The 15,425-nt window shown below is 40.4% G+C and carries 14 protein-coding genes; 5 read left to right on the forward strand and 9 right to left on the reverse strand.

Going from position 1 to position 15,425, the window contains the following annotated elements:
* Positions 1-10 precede the first annotated feature (10 nt).
* The 3 genes from JL001_RS10760 to JL001_RS10770 form a co-directional block, all read right to left on the reverse strand.
* Entirely contained in the window at positions 11-754 is a 744-nt protein-coding gene (locus JL001_RS10760; protein WP_200976084.1) for a 1-acyl-sn-glycerol-3-phosphate acyltransferase, read from the reverse strand.
* Between the two features lie 6 nt (positions 755-760).
* Positions 761-1,132, reverse strand: coding sequence for a cyanoglobin (locus JL001_RS10765; protein ID WP_200976085.1), 372 nt, complete (start codon positions 1,130-1,132; stop codon positions 761-763).
* Positions 1,133-1,214: 82 nt separating this feature from the next.
* Positions 1,215-2,567 (reverse strand): nodulation protein NfeD, encoded by a 1,353-nt coding sequence (locus tag JL001_RS10770; RefSeq protein WP_200976086.1) that lies wholly within the window; start codon positions 2,565-2,567, stop codon positions 1,215-1,217.
* 262 nt (positions 2,568-2,829) lie between these two features.
* Here JL001_RS10770 and JL001_RS10775 point away from each other — a divergent pair, with 262 nt between their 5' ends.
* The 3 genes from JL001_RS10775 to JL001_RS10785 all read left to right on the forward strand — a co-directional run bounded on the left by JL001_RS10775 (position 2,830) and on the right by JL001_RS10785 (position 5,487).
* Positions 2,830-4,038: a LysM peptidoglycan-binding domain-containing protein gene (locus JL001_RS10775; protein WP_200976087.1), complete on the forward strand. Its 1,209-nt coding sequence runs from the start codon at positions 2,830-2,832 to the stop codon at positions 4,036-4,038.
* A 126-nt stretch (positions 4,039-4,164) separates the two neighbouring features.
* A complete protein-coding gene (locus JL001_RS10780) occupies positions 4,165-4,719 on the forward strand; it encodes a hypothetical protein (RefSeq protein ID WP_200976088.1) in 555 nt (184 codons plus the stop codon).
* A 3-nt stretch (positions 4,720-4,722) separates the two neighbouring features.
* Complete coding sequence (locus JL001_RS10785; protein WP_200976089.1) at positions 4,723-5,487, forward strand: TIGR02757 family protein; 765 nt, start codon at positions 4,723-4,725, stop codon at positions 5,485-5,487.
* Positions 5,488-5,523: 36 nt separating this feature from the next.
* Here the strand turns inward: JL001_RS10785 and JL001_RS10790 are convergent, their stop codons facing one another.
* Together JL001_RS10790 and pyrE are read right to left on the reverse strand one after the other, a co-directional pair.
* The gene (locus JL001_RS10790; protein ID WP_200976090.1) at positions 5,524-9,369 is read right to left on the reverse strand and encodes a TIM-barrel domain-containing protein; all 3,846 of its coding nucleotides are present in this window, start codon (positions 9,367-9,369) and stop codon (positions 5,524-5,526) included.
* A gap of 683 nt (positions 9,370-10,052) precedes the next feature.
* Positions 10,053-10,697, reverse strand: a complete 645-nt coding sequence (gene pyrE, locus JL001_RS10795) for an orotate phosphoribosyltransferase (RefSeq protein ID WP_200976091.1) — start codon at positions 10,695-10,697, stop codon at positions 10,053-10,055.
* 83 nt (positions 10,698-10,780) lie between these two features.
* Between pyrE and JL001_RS10800 the strand changes: the two genes are divergently transcribed.
* Entirely contained in the window at positions 10,781-11,467 is a 687-nt protein-coding gene (locus tag JL001_RS10800) for an NUDIX hydrolase (protein WP_200976092.1), read from the forward strand.
* Here JL001_RS10800 and coaD read toward each other — a convergent pair.
* Genes coaD through JL001_RS10820 form a run of 4 tightly spaced genes read right to left on the reverse strand, consistent with a single transcriptional unit; the run spans position 11,455 to position 13,896 of the window.
* Positions 11,455-11,910 (reverse strand): pantetheine-phosphate adenylyltransferase, encoded by a 456-nt coding sequence (coaD, locus tag JL001_RS10805; protein WP_200976093.1) that lies wholly within the window; start codon positions 11,908-11,910, stop codon positions 11,455-11,457. The two genes, JL001_RS10800 and coaD, sit on opposite strands and share 13 nt — an antisense overlap.
* A gap of 11 nt (positions 11,911-11,921) precedes the next feature.
* Positions 11,922-12,749 carry a DUF3822 family protein gene (locus tag JL001_RS10810; RefSeq protein WP_200976094.1) on the reverse strand — a complete coding sequence of 276 codons (828 nt, stop codon included), beginning with the start codon at positions 12,747-12,749 and terminating at the stop codon, positions 11,922-11,924.
* A gap of 2 nt (positions 12,750-12,751) precedes the next feature.
* Positions 12,752-13,339, reverse strand: coding sequence for a hypothetical protein (locus JL001_RS10815; RefSeq protein WP_200976095.1), 588 nt, complete (start codon positions 13,337-13,339; stop codon positions 12,752-12,754).
* 53 nt (positions 13,340-13,392) lie between these two features.
* The gene (locus JL001_RS10820) at positions 13,393-13,896 is read right to left on the reverse strand and encodes an NUDIX domain-containing protein (RefSeq protein WP_200976096.1); all 504 of its coding nucleotides are present in this window, start codon (positions 13,894-13,896) and stop codon (positions 13,393-13,395) included.
* Between the two features lie 22 nt (positions 13,897-13,918).
* Between JL001_RS10820 and JL001_RS10825 the strand changes: the two genes are divergently transcribed.
* Complete coding sequence (locus JL001_RS10825) at positions 13,919-15,349, forward strand: ATP-dependent RecD-like DNA helicase (RefSeq protein ID WP_200976097.1); 1,431 nt, start codon at positions 13,919-13,921, stop codon at positions 15,347-15,349.
* Positions 15,350-15,425: the final 76 nt, after the last annotated feature.

The following is a 15,425-nucleotide window of genomic DNA, read 5'->3' on the forward strand; positions in this document are numbered from 1 at the left end:
GGTAATGGTGTCAGCTTTTTATTGCTTGTTGATTGTCCTTCCATAGTTGTTGCTGAATGGTCTTGTGGCAATTGCTTTTCATTTCAGCAATTGCTTCTTTTTCAGGTCCATTCGGTACAACAGGAGGATGGATCACCACCTTTACCGGTTTGTAATTCAATAAGAACTTGTTGTCGTCGGGCAAAATTAAGTGATTATAGGATAAAGTTACAGGAATTACAGGGATTTGTTTCTCAAATGCCAAGTTAAACGCCCCATCCTTAAACTGAGCCATCTCTGGTGGATTGGTCGATCTGATTCCTCCTTCAGGAAAAAGAATGACACTACTGCCTTCATCAATGACTTCTTTGGTCTTTTTGAGTGTTTCACCACGGCTCCTGAAGCTTGATCTGTCCACGGCGATGTGTAGTTTCTTAAACATGTAACCAAACACAGGCACTTTTCCCAAAGAACTTTTTCCGATAAAAACAGCATCTTTTGACATCAACCCAATAACAGGAATATCCAAATATGAAAAGTGATTGGCTACGATAATGTACTGAGGATGCTCTTTCAGGTACTTTTTGTTCTCGACTTTTACCCTGATGAAAAGCCCGGTAAAAAAGACTTTTGACCAAATCCCATTGAGTCTTCTTCCATACTTTTTCAACCCAGGGATTTCTATAGTAATTATAAAAAAGGGTAAAAGAATTAAAAAGGAGAGGATGAAAATAATGGTGCCGTAAATGGAATATATTCGCCTGAGTACTTTCATTTGAATTTATTGGTTAATCATATGGTTCGCTACTTTGACAAAATAGCTCATCATCAATTCCTTTACATTTTGGTCAACATCAATTTTATCCAAAGCAGTGAGCATATTGTTCAGCCAGTGATTTCTCATTTGCTCATCAATGACCCAGTTGAGGTGCCTCATTCTCAGTCTCGGATGGCCACGTTCTTCCGAATAGGTAGTAGGACCGCCAAATACTTGTAGCAAGAAGAGGAAAAGCCGATCTTCTGCAGGCTTTAAGTCCTTGGGATAGAGAGATCTTAAAGGCTCATTTTTCTCTACACCCTCATAAAAGTACCTGGTGAGTTCCTTTATTTTTTCTTCACCTATGGCTTGATAGACCGTCTGGAATTCGTTCATGATTTATTTTTTGACGTTCCAAACTTAAAGAAAATTGCTTTAAGTTCAGGTGAATTGCTTCATTAAGAATAAGTCAGTCCCGTCAACCAATTCTTTTTACTTTAAGTGAGGTGCCTTCAGTACTGATGATTTTTATTTTCTCTCCTTTGTCTATAAACTCCCCTCTTGAGTGGGCATCATACACTTCGTCATCAATAAGAATTTTTCCACTTGGCATCAAGCGGGTATGGGTAATACCTTCTTTGTTCAGCAGTTCTTCGCTGTACCAATAAGAAGTATATCCGTCTTGTTTATTTTGGGTGTCAGCTAGGGCTATTTTGCTAAAAGCCTTCCACTGATTGACCTTGGGAGCTAAAGCAAATATGCCGGCTACGGCAATGAGTGAAGCAATTACTACCGTCACCAAGGCTACAAATAGCTCTGCTGAAGCTACAAAAGTGAAATCAAAGAAGTCATTGGGAATCATGCCCAAGGTGAGGCCGGTGAGGATGCCTGCAATGCCCAGCACTCCTGCCACACCAAAGCCTGGGATGACAAACAGTTCCAAGGCAAGAAGGACTAGGCCCAGAAAGAACACAATAATCTCCCAGTTGTCAGCAAGTCCGGTGAGGTAATAAGGGATGAAATAAAGAATTACTGCCACAATAGCAGCTGCTATAGGAAAACCAACTCCTGGTGTTTGGATTTCAAAATAAATTCCACCAATGATGATCAAGATTAAGAAACCGCTTACTGCCGGGTTTAAAAAGAAAGCGATAATCAGTTCTACTGTGTTTACCTCATAGTAAATGGTTTCGTATTCATCAATACCCTGTCTTTCGATGATGTCTTCGGTGGTTTCTACCTTGGCCTCACAAAAGCCATTTTGAATGGCTTCGGATACTGAAAACGTGATGACGGAACCGGCTGCAGTAATACCTTCAATTTCAAGTTTTTCATCTACCATGGCTTCTGCGATTTTAGGATCTCTACCATTGGCTTCTGCTGTGCTTCTCATCATGGACCGCATATAGGATTGATATTTGTCAGGAGCGGCATCACCTCCAGCACCCATCACTACAGTAGCAGCTCCTATACTGGCTCCGGGTGCCATATAAATGCTGTCACAAGCAATGGAAATCAATGCGCCTGCAGAAGCGGCATCCTTGTCTATAAATACCATCGTAGGGGTTTTAGACTCTAAAAGCATGGTTCGAATATCATCTGCATCATTGACAGCGCCACCATAGGTGTCCATGTGGATCAAGATATAGTCCGCTTTTTTTTCTTGGGCATCCTCCATGGCCAACTTGACTTTTCTGTTCATTCTAGGGTCAATGTTGTCCTTGATTTCCAGAATATAAACTTTTCTTGTGCCAAGGCTATCTTGAAAAGCCTTAGTGGGTAAAGCAATAAAAGTCAAAAATAAAATGAAGAGGTAGAGGGTTGATTTCATGGCAAATGTTAATTACTGGAACCAGAAAGTTCTTTTAAGAGTACTTGTTAAAAAAACACGGATAAGTTTACAATAGTTGACTTTTCAAACGTATGTATAAATATAGGAGTTTTGCTTAAATCACTATGAAATACTTTCTGATCATTCGAAATGGAATTTTCTCTTTATTGAAAACTTTAGCAATATTTTTGTGGTAGTTTTGTGAAGCAAGTCAATGGTATAATTGAGCTTAACATCCAAGAAAATAATATTAATAGCAATTATGAGTTTTATAGAGTGTATGGAGCGTTTAATCAAAAAATCAAGTTTACTGATCCTAATTTTTTCAACTTATGCCGGACTTGTCACGGCGAGAGAGGCAGCTATTGATTCGGTGGGAGTGGAGAAGATAGGTGATAAGACCTTTATTATTCATGAGGTAGCGCCCAAAGAAACATTGTTTGCTATTTCTAGAAGATATGAAACCCCTGTGGGAGATATTATCAGCAATAACAGTGACCTGAAGCAAGGTCTAAAAATAGGCCAGCGCATCAAAGTTCCTTACATTCCAAAGGCTTCACTTCCAGAGGGGGCGGTGCTGCACAAGGTAGGCCCAGGAGAAACGCTATTTTCTATTGCCAGCAAATACAGTGTTTCTGTCCAGGATGTAAAAGCTTGGAACGAACTACAAGGAAATGACCTCAGTATTGGTCAGGGCTTGGTGATTGAAGGAGTAAAAAAGGAGCAGCCAGAAGTAGTTGAGCGAGTGGCTCCCGAAGTTAGGGCAACTCCAACGGAGGTAAAAGAAATGCCAAAGGAACGCAAAGGGGTGGTTGAGAAAAATAAGGAAGCAGGTAAAGCAAAGCAAGCGGAGGTGGTAGAGGTTTCAAAGAAAGCAACAGAAGCCAATGAAACTGTAGTAGAAGAAAGAATCGAAGATATTCCTGCTGGAGCAGAAGTAGGCTGGATTACGCATACAGTTTCAGATGGAGAAACGCTTTATTCCATCTCGAAAAGATACAATGCCAATATGGGTGATTTGATAGAATGGAATGCGCTTTCTTCAAACAATCTTTCTCAAGGACAAAAGCTCAAAGTGGGCAGAAAAGAGGGGAAAGTAAACAATGCCACTCCTGTGGTTACAGAGACAGGTTCAAAAGAAACCACTGCTTCTACTGAGCCTGTTGTTGCGCCAGTGAAGAATACATCCAGCGAAAGTACAGCTTATAAAAACATCAAGGAGTCTGGTCAAGCGGAAGTTATTCAAGGTACCAGCAACCATAAGAAATATTTGGTGCTGCATAAAACAGCTCCTGTAGGGACCATCATGAGAATAAGAAACGAGGAGAACGATGTGACCATTTTTGCCAGAGTGGTAGGCAAGCTTCCAGATACAGGAGACAATGACAAATTGTTGATCAAAGTGTCTCAAGCAGCATTTGATCAATTGAGAGCTGTGAACAACCGCTTTAGAGTGGAGGTTTCTTACTAAAATAGCTTTATCGCATGTGATTTAATCCCGCTTTGGCGGGATTTTTTGTTTCACAATGAGTCGGTTACGGCTTTTTGTTAATTGCACATATTTGGACTATTTTTGCAAAGACGTTTGCACTATTGAATGAATAAAGTCCAGCTTATATTTCACCACATCTTCAGGTTCATTTGGAACGTGATCTTTATTGTATCCTATCCGATACTGGCTACTTTTGGCTTAGTGTTTATTGGATTGACCTATTTATTTTCAGGTATTTCCAAGTTGCTTACCAGAATTAAAACCAATGAATCCATCAAAGAAATCAATACACCTGAGTGGGAGCAAATCTCCAAGGAAATTGATTTGATTGAAGGTAAACTCTTTAAACAGATCATGTTTGGGCCTTCTTGTTACCAAATGAGAAGAAAGGACGGTGTGCCATCTGTTTTGGAAGAACATTGTTTCGGAAGAAAAATCCGTGTTATTGAGGAAGGGTTCTTGATGGAAAGGTGGAATACGGTAGATGCCAAGAAACTGCCCGACTTTGACGTTTGTCTCTACCAGCCAGACGAGGATCGCCTGACCTCTTTGACCAATATAAAGTGTTTTGATTGGCACTTGGCAGAAAAAGAAGAAAATAAGCTTTACTTTAAATGGTTTGACGGTACCCAAGGAGGGGAAGTGAAAGTAGCATTGTAAATAATGGATTTAAAAGATTTTTTAGAAGAGAAGACGCTTCATTATAACCAACCTAACTTTATTACCCTTGACCCTATTTCCATTCCACATCGCTTCAGCAAGAAGCAGGACATCGAGATAGCTGGTTTTTTTGCTGCCACATTGGCTTGGGGGCAGCGAAAGACCATCATCAACAAGTGCCTTCAATTGTTAGAGATGATGGACAATGCACCCCATGACTTTATCCTTCATCATGAGGAAAAGGACTTAAGACCATTTTTAAGTTTTAAGCATAGGACTTTCAATGATATTGATACCTTATGGTTTTTGGCCTTTTTTAAAGCATTTTATCAAAAGCATGAAAGCTTGGAGGAGGCCTTCACGATAGGCTGGAGGGAAGAGGTGGATGTGATGGAGGTTTTATTAGCAAACTATCATGATCTATTCTTCAAAGATCCAGAAGCTCCTCAAAGAACAAGAAAACATGTGGCTACTCCAAAAAGGAAAGCAGCTTGTAAAAGAATCAACATGTTTTTACGGTGGATGGTGAGGCAGGACGATAGGGGAGTGGATTTTGGTGTTTGGCAAAAAATAAAACCCTATCAATTGATTTGCCCCTGTGACCTGCATGTGGACAGGGTGGGGAGAAAATTGGGTTTGATAGAAAGAAAGCAGACGGACTGGCGGACTGCTGTGGAACTGACAGAAAGGCTAAGGGAGTTTGATCCGGAAGACCCAGTCAAATATGACTTTGCCCTTTTTGGCTTGGGCGTAGAAGAGAAATTTTAAAAGTAAAGGCCCTGGAATTTTCCAGGGCCTTTACTTTTAAAAACTAATTGAGTTGAGCAGTTGATCGACCAAGAGGACTTTTTCAGCTTTTAAGTTGAATTTCAGTTTCCGCTTCGTTTTAAACCTTAAGGTAAATAGCGCATGATCTCCTTCTAGGGTGTCGCTTTGTCCCAAATTAACAAAGGTGGGGTACAATACCTGATCCCCATTAGAGTGGAGGCGGTTATTGGTCATGTTTTCCATTTTGCCCATACTCAAGGCTTTTACTCCAATAAACTCAAAATCTTCAGAACTGTATGGTAGTGCAAAACTGAGCGCATTTACCGAGTTTAGGTCAACACCTTTGACAATGACTTCCACGATTTCTTCTTTTTCGTAACTTGATTTATTGGAGCTGATTTCAAGCTTCCCGGCAAGTTCTTCTGGGCTAGCGTCAGGAATGCCTCCTTCTAACTGTGTTGCCACGACAGAAATATCGTAAGCATCAATCCATCCATTTTTGTTGACGTCTCCATCGCTTACATAGCCCTCAAAATCAGCATCACCTTTTCTTAGCCCTGTGTAATTAATGTAGGAGGTCAAGTCATTTTGGTCAATGATTCCGTCGTTGTTAATGTCTCCAGGGATATAACTTTCTGTTCCGGGAACTTTAAAGATGTACATTTCTCGTCCTGAACCAAATCCTTCAACACCTTCAGTAATATTGAATTTGATGTATCGGGCCGTTGGGTGAGCGTCAAAGTTAAATGTTTTGACATCATTGTCTTTTTCCCATTCAAAATCTCCGGCAAGTTTCCAGTCATTTTTGTCTTGACTGTAATAAATGTTTCCTTTCAGAAGCATACCATTCGCTCCTGATCTTCTTGGTAAATATTCCAACTTATCCAATTGGTTGAAGGATTTCAAATCTATGATCATATCGAAAGGAAGGGCATTTTCTCCCCATTTGGTGTGCCAAGTGTTTCCTTCATCGAAATCAAAAAGTTTAGAGATTTCATATCCTCCTTGGTTTTTCACACTTGTTGTGGCTTCGATGCCTTGAAGGGCAAATTCCAATGGATTGGACTTGGTGGTGGCATTGATTTCTACCCAGTCAGAAACCCCTCTTTGATTTACTGCTCGAAGTTGGAAAGTGTAATGGGTTTCTGCCTCAAGTCCTTCAAATAAATAAGCGGTTTCTTTAATGGAGGTGTAGTGCATTCCATTAAAGTCAATTTCATAATAGTCCGCATTGGACACAGTTTCCCAGCTTGGTTTCAAGGTGTAGGCGGCTGTGTTTTCCTCGGTAACTTTAGCATTTTGAGGTGAATTTAAAGGTCCTAAATGGTTCTTTAGCTTATCCTTTGGTTCAAACTGGAATCCTTTGATATCTAATTGAATCTGCTGTGAAGTGATATCAGCCTTGTCGATCTTCACCAAAACCAGTGGGTTTTTGATGATAGCCACACTTTCAAATTCGCTATCGGGAGTAGGGAATTTATTTAGGTTAGGTTTTTCCAGATAGAAATATACATTGGTGTTCTCTTTAAAGTCTTCCAAGGTATTTACTTTCTTCAGTTTCGTTTTTTTGTTGCCAATTCTGGCATTGAGCTTTTTGGGTTCGTCAGTAACATTGATTCTGAACTCTGTAGACTTTTCCTTAATGAATCCATCAAAACCTCCTTCTGTTGGATGAACAGTGAGGGTCAAGGCGTTCTTTTGATCAAGCAGGGATTCAATCAATGTATGGGTGCCCATTCCATTTTTATAGGCTTCAGTAATCCCGTCATCATCATATTCCACAAAAGAGGATTGACCATAAGGATATACTTCATAGATTCGATGGTTTTTATCGATCTCTGAAACATTGTTGTTGGGATTGGTCATAGGGATTATCGCTCCCCTTTTTACGAAAACCGGGAGCTTCCAGATTGGACTGGCAAAGCTGTTAATGATTTGATCGCCTTCGTATTGCTCTCCTGTAAAATAATCCACCCAAAGTCCCTCTGGCAAATAAATACCATTTCGGATATCATTTCCTTCTTCGTCCATTTTGGTTTCCTGATAAATCGGAGCGACCAAAAAGCTTGGCCCAAACATGAATTGGTATTGGGTGGCAATACCTTGGGTGTAATCGTTTTCTTCTTCCAGAAACATGGCCCTGATCATCGGTAAACCGTTGACAGCTTCTTTGGCAATGCTATAGGTGTAAGGCAGTAATTCAGACTTAAGCTTGAGGTAATTTCTGTTAATGGAAGTCGCAGGCTCACCCAAAGCGTGAGGGTATTTTTCGTTGGAGCCCCAACCATCCATATTGAGCTCCATTGGTGTGAAGGTTTTCCATTGAAAATCTCTGGCATTTATAATTGGGTTTTTGCCTCCAAAAATCCCATCCATATCGGAGGAGATATTGGGTTGTCCGGAAAGTCCAGACCCTATGTAAGTAGGGATATGGAACCTGATATATTCCCAAACTCCGCCAGTTTGATCACCAGACCAAATGCCAGCATATCGCTGCGTGCCTGCCCAGCCATCAAGAGAAATGATAAACGGCCTGGCGTCATCGCCATACTTGGGCATGATTTGCCCTACGTCAGCCACACCATTAAGCCCAAAAGAATATCCAGCGCCTACCCACGCCACATCGGTTTTAAGTACTCGAACACCTGCATCCCTGACTTCCTTGATGATGTCCCTTTGCAGCAAAGCGCTGACTCCTTCTTTTGGATGAAGGTCAGACTGCGTCCATAGCCCGATTTCAACACCGTGAGCTCGTGCATAGTCGCCAAAATCTTTTAGGTTTTGGATATTGCCATCCAAGGTTTCTGTTTGGCCATATCCAGCCCCATAACCATCATTCGGCAATATCCAGCCCAAAGGCATATCATGATTATTGTATCGATCAATGACTGCTCGGGCAGAAAACTGGTAATTATCTTTTTCTCCATTGAGGGACTCTTTGGTACCTTCTTCGTCTTTTTGGCTTTCCTTATAGTGGTTTCCATCTTCGAAGAGAATTCCTTTTTCATCCTTTTTCCAATAGTCTCTGTTGTAGGCATTGAGATGGCCTTCATAAAAACCAAATTTTGGCAGAAGGACAGGATTTCCAGTGAGTTGATAAAAATCACCAAGGAGCTGATCTGCTGTTTGATTGACCATAAAGAACACATCCAAATAGTCCGTCATATGGGATAAGGTGATTTTGCCCTTTTCTTTGGCACCGAAATCATACATTCCTTTTTTAAAGGTATACCACATTAGCCCATACCCTTTTGAGGACCAATAAAAGGGAGTGGGAGAGGCTACACCGCCATCTGTCCAGCTGTTTTGGTTTTCGATGGAGATCTTTTTGCCTTTGTGGGAAAACCTGCCGTTTTGTACACCACCTCCATAGAAATATTCATCAGCAGATTCTTTCAAACTCAAAGAGACTTGATCCTCGTCAAAAGTAATTGGGGAAAGCTCTTCTACTACTGTTTTTTGAGTTTCCAAGTTGGTGATGTTGAACAGTAAAGAGCTTTTGTCGAAGACTAAGCTGATTTTGTCAGTAAGAATTGAAATGTGATGGTCATCTTGGATGATGTCAAGTTTGGAAAAAGGCTTCCTAGGGTTTTTTACCAAGATTTCTGCATATGGTTCTGACGCCGGAGCTCTCATCTCTTGGCCAGAATTGTCCTGAAAAATTCTAAAGATGTGGTCTCCATAAAAGTCGATGAACATTTGTTGTTCCGTGGAGAAAGTGATCTTGATGGTAGTTGTATTTACCTTTTTGACATCGATAATTTTTTGCTCTTGCGTGACTTCTTTTTTGACTTCTTGAGCGATGGCTGGCTGAAGTTCAAGAATTAATACAAAAGCAAATAAAATATTAACGTAAGTTTTGCAAATGGTATTTAATTTCATTTTCTTTTATTGTTGCCTTTACAATGATATCTATTATTTTAAAATAAGCTTCATAGATTGTGTTAAAAGGTTGAAGTTTTTTCATGTGAGGCTTTGTTTGGATACTTGCGGTTGCCCTATTGGGAAAAGGGGTAATGGCTAGGCCTATTTGGGGGTGAATGGGCTTCTGTTTTAGTGAATAAAAATGAAGTGTACTTAAAAAAGAAGCGATAAGAGGGAGAAGCCTTTAACGCTAAATTAAAAAGTCTAAGAGATATAAATAGAGGCTCTAATGAAGTAGTTTGGCTAAACGTTAATAATGAATAAAAATTTATATAGGTCTACTAGGAATTCCTAACATGTATTGGTAGATCCGCCTTGCAGATATTGAGCGTAAAGAAATTAGAGAAGAGGGAAGGCAAAAAGGCAGGCTTGTTTGACGGGATAATGAACAGAAAGGTCACTGGCAGCTATAAGGGAGGAGTTTGCCTGCATGAGGGTGGGCTTTAATTTTAGCTCAATAGATGCGTAGCGGCGGGGTTTTTTGGTTACTTTTTTCACCTGTAGGAAAAAAGTAACAAAGGTGATGAAGTGAAAGCCACACTGAAACTTGGCAAACAACATAAAAAGTAGTCAACAGCAAATAGTATCGAACCAAAATAGAACAGCCCAATGTGAAACTCATTGGGCTGCTTTTTTATTTATTATTGTTTCCAGGTGTCTGGAGAAGTTCTCCATTCTGCCAGGGATTTTAAATCTTCATCCGAAGCGTAATTATCAGCTACTGCCTGAGGAAGCATAGCTTCATAATCACTCAAGCAAATCAACTTCACATTGGCACTCTCAAAATTCTGACGGGCTACATCGAAGCCATAAGTAAAGATGGCTGCCATACCCAAAACCTCAAAACCACTGGCTTTAAGTGCTTCTACTGCTTTGAGTGAACTGCCTCCAGTGGATACCAAGTCTTCAATGACCACTACTTTTTGGCCTTTGGTTACTTTGCCTTCGATCATGTTTTCCATGCCATGTCCTTTTGGTTTGGACCTGACATAGATGAATGGTAAGCCCATTTCCTCAGCGATAAGTGCTCCTTGAGGAATCCCGGCAGTAGCCACGCCAGCAATACCTTCAGCATCAGGGAAGTTTTTTTTGATTACTTCTACCAATTGGTTTTTGATATAAGTTCTTACCTCAGGAAATGAAAGAGATAATCTGTTGTCACAATAGATGGGAGATTTCCAGCCTGAAGCCCAGGTAAAAGGTTGGTTGGGCTGTAATCTAATGGCTTTGATATCGAGTAGTTTGCGGGCAACTTGTCCCGCGGTATCTTTGCTATATAATTCCATGCCTCAAAAATAATTCATAAAAATGTATTGGCGGTTGTGATGGCTGATAATTTTATGCATTTTTGGTTTGAAATGACAGTGATATGAGAATTTTCATCAATGACAAGCCATTAGACATTCTTTCACCTATGCATTTGCCGCAGGATAGGACATTTGAATGTGTTTACGATAATCCTAAAGATTTACCGCCTTATGCTGATTTTCATGATGATGTATTGATCGCTCACCCTTCTCACGACATTATCATTAAGCTTTTGTACTTGCTCAGGACCAGAAAACTAAAGGATCTTGATTCCATTACCATTGTTTCGGAGGATGAAAATGCTTTGAAGAAATTTATCAAAAGTAGATTCAACATTATTAAGGCAGCTGGAGGAGTGGTAACCAAAGGGGAAAAGGTGTTGTTTATTCACCGATTAGGAAAGTGGGATTTGCCCAAGGGTAAATTTGAAAAAGGTGAATCTCCGGAGCAATGTGCTGTTCGTGAAGTAGAAGAGGAATGCGCGATTACGGTGAAGAGGGGTGAAGAAATCTGTAAAACCTGGCATACTTACACGCACAATAGGAAGAGTATCCTGAAAAAAACCTATTGGTATGCGATGGAAGTGAAAGATGATAGCAAGATGAAGCCACAAACTGAGGAAGGTATTGATGATATCAAGTGGCTGATGCATCATGAAGCCAAGATAGCCTTGGTCAATTCATATCCTTCAATGCGGTACCTTTATAAGAAGTTTTTGAAAATGGTGCCTAAGGTTCAGACCTCGTAAGGCAGGAATTCACTTACATTGCCACCATAACGGTGTACCTCCCTGATTACGGTTGAACTCACAGCGGCATATTGAGGGGAAGTGATCAGGAATACGGTCTCCAGGTTTTCGTTTAGAAACCTGTTCATTTGTGAAATGGTATTTTCATATTCAAAGTCAGTGGTGTTCCTCAATCCTCTAATCAAAAAGTTGGCTTCGTGTTTTTTGGCCAAGTTGGAGGTCAGTTCGTTATATACCACTACTTTGACATTGGGAGTGTCTTTATAAACACTTTCGATTTTTTTTACCATCAAGTCAATGTCAAAATACCTTGACTTTTTGGAGGAATTGTAGCCTATACTGATGACAATTTCGTCAAAGATGTCCAATCCTCTCATTACGATGTCATGGTGCCCATTGGTGTATGGGTCAAATGATCCCGGGAAGATGGCTGTCTTTTTCATTCGGATAGGTTTTAGTTTGTCCAGTATGCGGACAGCTTTTGGGTTTCTTTGAAGCTCTCTGCTCCCAAGAGATAGTTTTGGTTTGTCTTTGGTGTGCTTAATGCCAAGTTTTTGAAGTATTGATGAAGTACTTCTTCTTGTACATTGATATCGGTAAGATTGCCGAAAAGTGTAATTTTACAGTGCATCCGATCAAAAGCCAACTGATGGAGAACACTAAAGGTATATTTTAAGAATTCCTGATTGCTGGAAACTTCAAACCTATTGAAGAACTTCAGTTCTTTATTGGAAAATCCAGCAACATAGATCTGATGGTCTTCAATGACCACGGAAATTTCCTGGTTGAGCATTTCGGATCTTTCATGAAGCAGGTAATCCAATGCAATCACCGCACCATGTGCCATGTTTAAATCAGCAATCCTTTTAGAGAAGATTTTGGCCATGCTCTTTTCAAGTCCACCGACCACTACGGTTTTATTGTTGTCTACTCCGGTTTGGAAAACCTCATGGTCTTCTATAGGGGTGCTGAAGTTAAGATAAGTGTCTTTTTCATTGGGATCGAAAAGCATGCCTGGCACCAGACAAAAGCATTCATTAAAGACAAAAAGTGTGGCTTTAGCTTTGGAGGCACTGATGAAAGGGTCTTTTTTTAAGGTAAACTCCAGCTCTTCCAGTTCTACAAAAGGATAGGAGTTAACACCCATGATTGAATCGTTTTGGTTTTTGGCAATAACGATCAATTTTTCAGGGTATAATAAAAGCGATAAACTTGATGTAGCTGTTACATCAAGTTTATCGCTATGAAATTCTGTATGTGTATTTTTAACGGTAGTCGTCAAAATTATTCCCAGTTACCTGAAGTAGATGCGTCAGTTTTAGATCCTACTCTCAAGGCCTTTTCGTTGTTATTGGCTCTTCTAGTTGGATTTACTGGAGCAGGGTCTCTGATCTCAAATACATCGATCAAGATTTTGTTGGCACCTCTTTCGATTTTGTCAGCATGGAATTCAAAAGTTTCTCCACCTGAACCCGGTACAACATTGAGTGCTTCAAGGTTAAACTCTGGATATTTTCTTTCGTTGAAAAGAGAGTCCATCACGTTTACCGAACCTAAAGTGTCATAAGTAACAGTGATTTCTTCCTTACCATAATCCAATAGTTTAACTTCTTCAGATTTCTGAACGATAAAAATTTGACCATCTTCAATGAACTTCTTCAATTCAGGCCAGCTTCCGGCATATTCACCATTGGAGGCGAGATAAGCGATTTCTGCATCTCTTAGCATTTGTAGTTTTTCGATTACTCTTGCTTCGATACGTGCAATTCTCTTTTCTTCTTGCATTACATCGTCTACTCCTTTGTAGAGCTTATAACCTACTGCAAGGGCAGCCAGTAGAAAGACAATAGATAAGATTCTAGTCAAATTCATTTTTCAGTCGATTTATACTTCTTATATAAAGGTTGATGGTATATAATAAGATGCTATTTTATGCATTTATTTTCAAAATTAAAATATCCTTTCCATATTCTTATATCATTGACCGATTTTATCTTCCAAAAAAGATGATGTTTTTCTTCTTTTTTTATTTCAGATATTTCCTCGATACTCATAAACTTAACTTCCTCAATGAGTTGCTTGTTTTCGGAGAGCTCCGGGTCAATTCCCTTGATTAGATCCCCGGATTTTTTACTTACCTCAAAATACAGCTCAATGGCATGAAGAGGAGGTTGTAGGAATTCTGAAACGGTCAGGAATTTTTTCACTTCAATTTCCAAACCTGTTTCTTCCAGAAATTCCCGCTTAAGGTTGTCTGTAGCATTGGTGTTGTAATCCATTCCTCCACCGGGGACGTTCCAGAAACTTTTATTGAGGCCCATCTGGTGCTTGATCATCAATATTTTATCATTTTCAATGAGAACACCATTTACCCGGGTGCGCAATCTACCTCCAAATTTCTCGTTAATTTCTTTTTCTATATTCTGCATATTAGCTGTAGATTCGCTGTTGATGAATAAAGATAAGGAACATATCCCAAAGCCATCTGCCCTGATCAGGCAAAATTTCCCTCATGAACCGACGCAAGGCCAGCAGTATTTTTTTCAGCAAATGGATTTGTTTTTTGGAGAAGATATTGACCAAAAGCCTACTTTTATTTTGAGAGGGTATGCAGGTACTGGAAAGACTTCGGTGATTGCGGCGGTAGTGAAATCCTTGTCCAAACTTAATTTCAGGTCATTGTTATTGGCACCAACAGGAAGGGCAGCCAAGGTGATGTCTACTTATTCTGGAAGGATGGGCTTCACCATCCATAAAATCATTTATCGCCCCAAGAATGAGGAAGGAATGATGGGGGCTGGATTTGACCTGCAAAAGAATTATTATAAAAACACCGTATTCATAGTGGATGAAGCCTCCATGCTTGCGGATGATGCGATGGGCGGAAGTAACCTGTTGAGGGATTTGGTGCAGTTTGTCTTCCAACATCAATCGAACCGTTTGATTCTCATTGGAGACACGGCGCAGTTGCCACCGGTCAGTAGCAAAAACAGCCCGGCTCTGGATAAGAATTATCTGGTACATCACTATGGATTGGATGTGTTGGAGTCCGAGCTGACAGAAGTGATGCGGCAGCAACTTGATTCAGGAATCTTGTTTAATGCAACGACCCTCAGGTGTGAGGTGGTCAAAAAAGATCCGGTCATTTCTTTCCAGGTGAAAGGCTATCCTGACTTTTACCGCATGACCAGTGAGCGCTTGGAAGATGGCCTAAGGTATGCTTATGATAAATATGGTGTGGAAAACACCATCGTCATTACCCGGTCCAACAAAACGGCGGTGCAGTACAACCAATATATCCGGCAAGCCATTCACTTTTATGAGGAGGAAATTTCCACGGGAGATATGTTGATGATCGTTAGAAACAATTATACTTATATGGCGGAGTCTGACAAGGTGAGTTTCCTGGCCAATGGTGATTTTGTGGAAGTGGTCAAGATCAGGTCATTTGAAGAGATGTACGGTTTGCGGTTTGCTACCTTGGAGTTAAGGTTGATTGATTACCCTGAAGAACCTTTTTTTGAAGCCAAGGTGATATTGGATACTTTGTACACCTCCTCCACTTCACTGGGCGCAGAAGAGTCTAGAGAGCTTTATCGGCAAGTGGTAGAGGATTATGCCGGGGTGGAGAACAAGAAGGAGCGAAGGGAGTATATCAAAAAGGATCCTTATTTGAATGCCCTGCAGGTAAAGTTTGCATACGCCCTGACCTGTCACAAAAGCCAAGGTGGGCAGTGGAGTGCTGTCTTTGTGGATCAAGGGTATGTGACCGAGGATCAGTTGGATACTGAATATATCCGCTGGTTGTATACTGCGCTGACGAGGGCCACGGATGAACTGTTTCTAGTGAATTTTAATCCGAAGTTTTTCGTTAATGCATAAAGCTTGACTAGAAAATTGGTCAGATAATTTCTCGTCAACTTGATTATTCATTAAAAAATCGAAACTTTTACAATTG

Source organism: Echinicola sp. 20G (assembly GCF_015533855.1).
GTDB lineage: Bacteria > Bacteroidota > Bacteroidia > Cytophagales > Cyclobacteriaceae > Echinicola.

Coding starts and splice junctions, on each gene's coding strand:
- JL001_RS10760 (WP_200976084.1), bottom strand. CDS start 754: ATGAAAGTACTCAGGCGAATATATTCCATTTACGGCACCATTATTTTC.
- JL001_RS10765 (WP_200976085.1), bottom strand. CDS start 1,132: ATGAACGAATTCCAGACGGTCTATCAAGCCATAGGTGAAGAAAAAATA.
- JL001_RS10770 (WP_200976086.1), bottom strand. CDS start 2,567: ATGAAATCAACCCTCTACCTCTTCATTTTATTTTTGACTTTTATTGCT.
- JL001_RS10775 (WP_200976087.1), top strand. CDS start 2,830: ATGAGTTTTATAGAGTGTATGGAGCGTTTAATCAAAAAATCAAGTTTA.
- JL001_RS10780 (WP_200976088.1), top strand. CDS start 4,165: ATGAATAAAGTCCAGCTTATATTTCACCACATCTTCAGGTTCATTTGG.
- JL001_RS10785 (WP_200976089.1), top strand. CDS start 4,723: ATGGATTTAAAAGATTTTTTAGAAGAGAAGACGCTTCATTATAACCAA.
- JL001_RS10790 (WP_200976090.1), bottom strand. CDS start 9,369: ATGAAATTAAATACCATTTGCAAAACTTACGTTAATATTTTATTTGCT.
- pyrE (WP_200976091.1), bottom strand. CDS start 10,697: ATGGAATTATATAGCAAAGATACCGCGGGACAAGTTGCCCGCAAACTA.
- JL001_RS10800 (WP_200976092.1), top strand. CDS start 10,781: ATGAGAATTTTCATCAATGACAAGCCATTAGACATTCTTTCACCTATG.
- coaD (WP_200976093.1), bottom strand. CDS start 11,910: ATGAAAAAGACAGCCATCTTCCCGGGATCATTTGACCCATACACCAAT.
- JL001_RS10815 (WP_200976095.1), bottom strand. CDS start 13,339: ATGAATTTGACTAGAATCTTATCTATTGTCTTTCTACTGGCTGCCCTT.
- JL001_RS10820 (WP_200976096.1), bottom strand. CDS start 13,896: ATGCAGAATATAGAAAAAGAAATTAACGAGAAATTTGGAGGTAGATTG.
- JL001_RS10825 (WP_200976097.1), top strand. CDS start 13,919: ATGAATAAAGATAAGGAACATATCCCAAAGCCATCTGCCCTGATCAGG.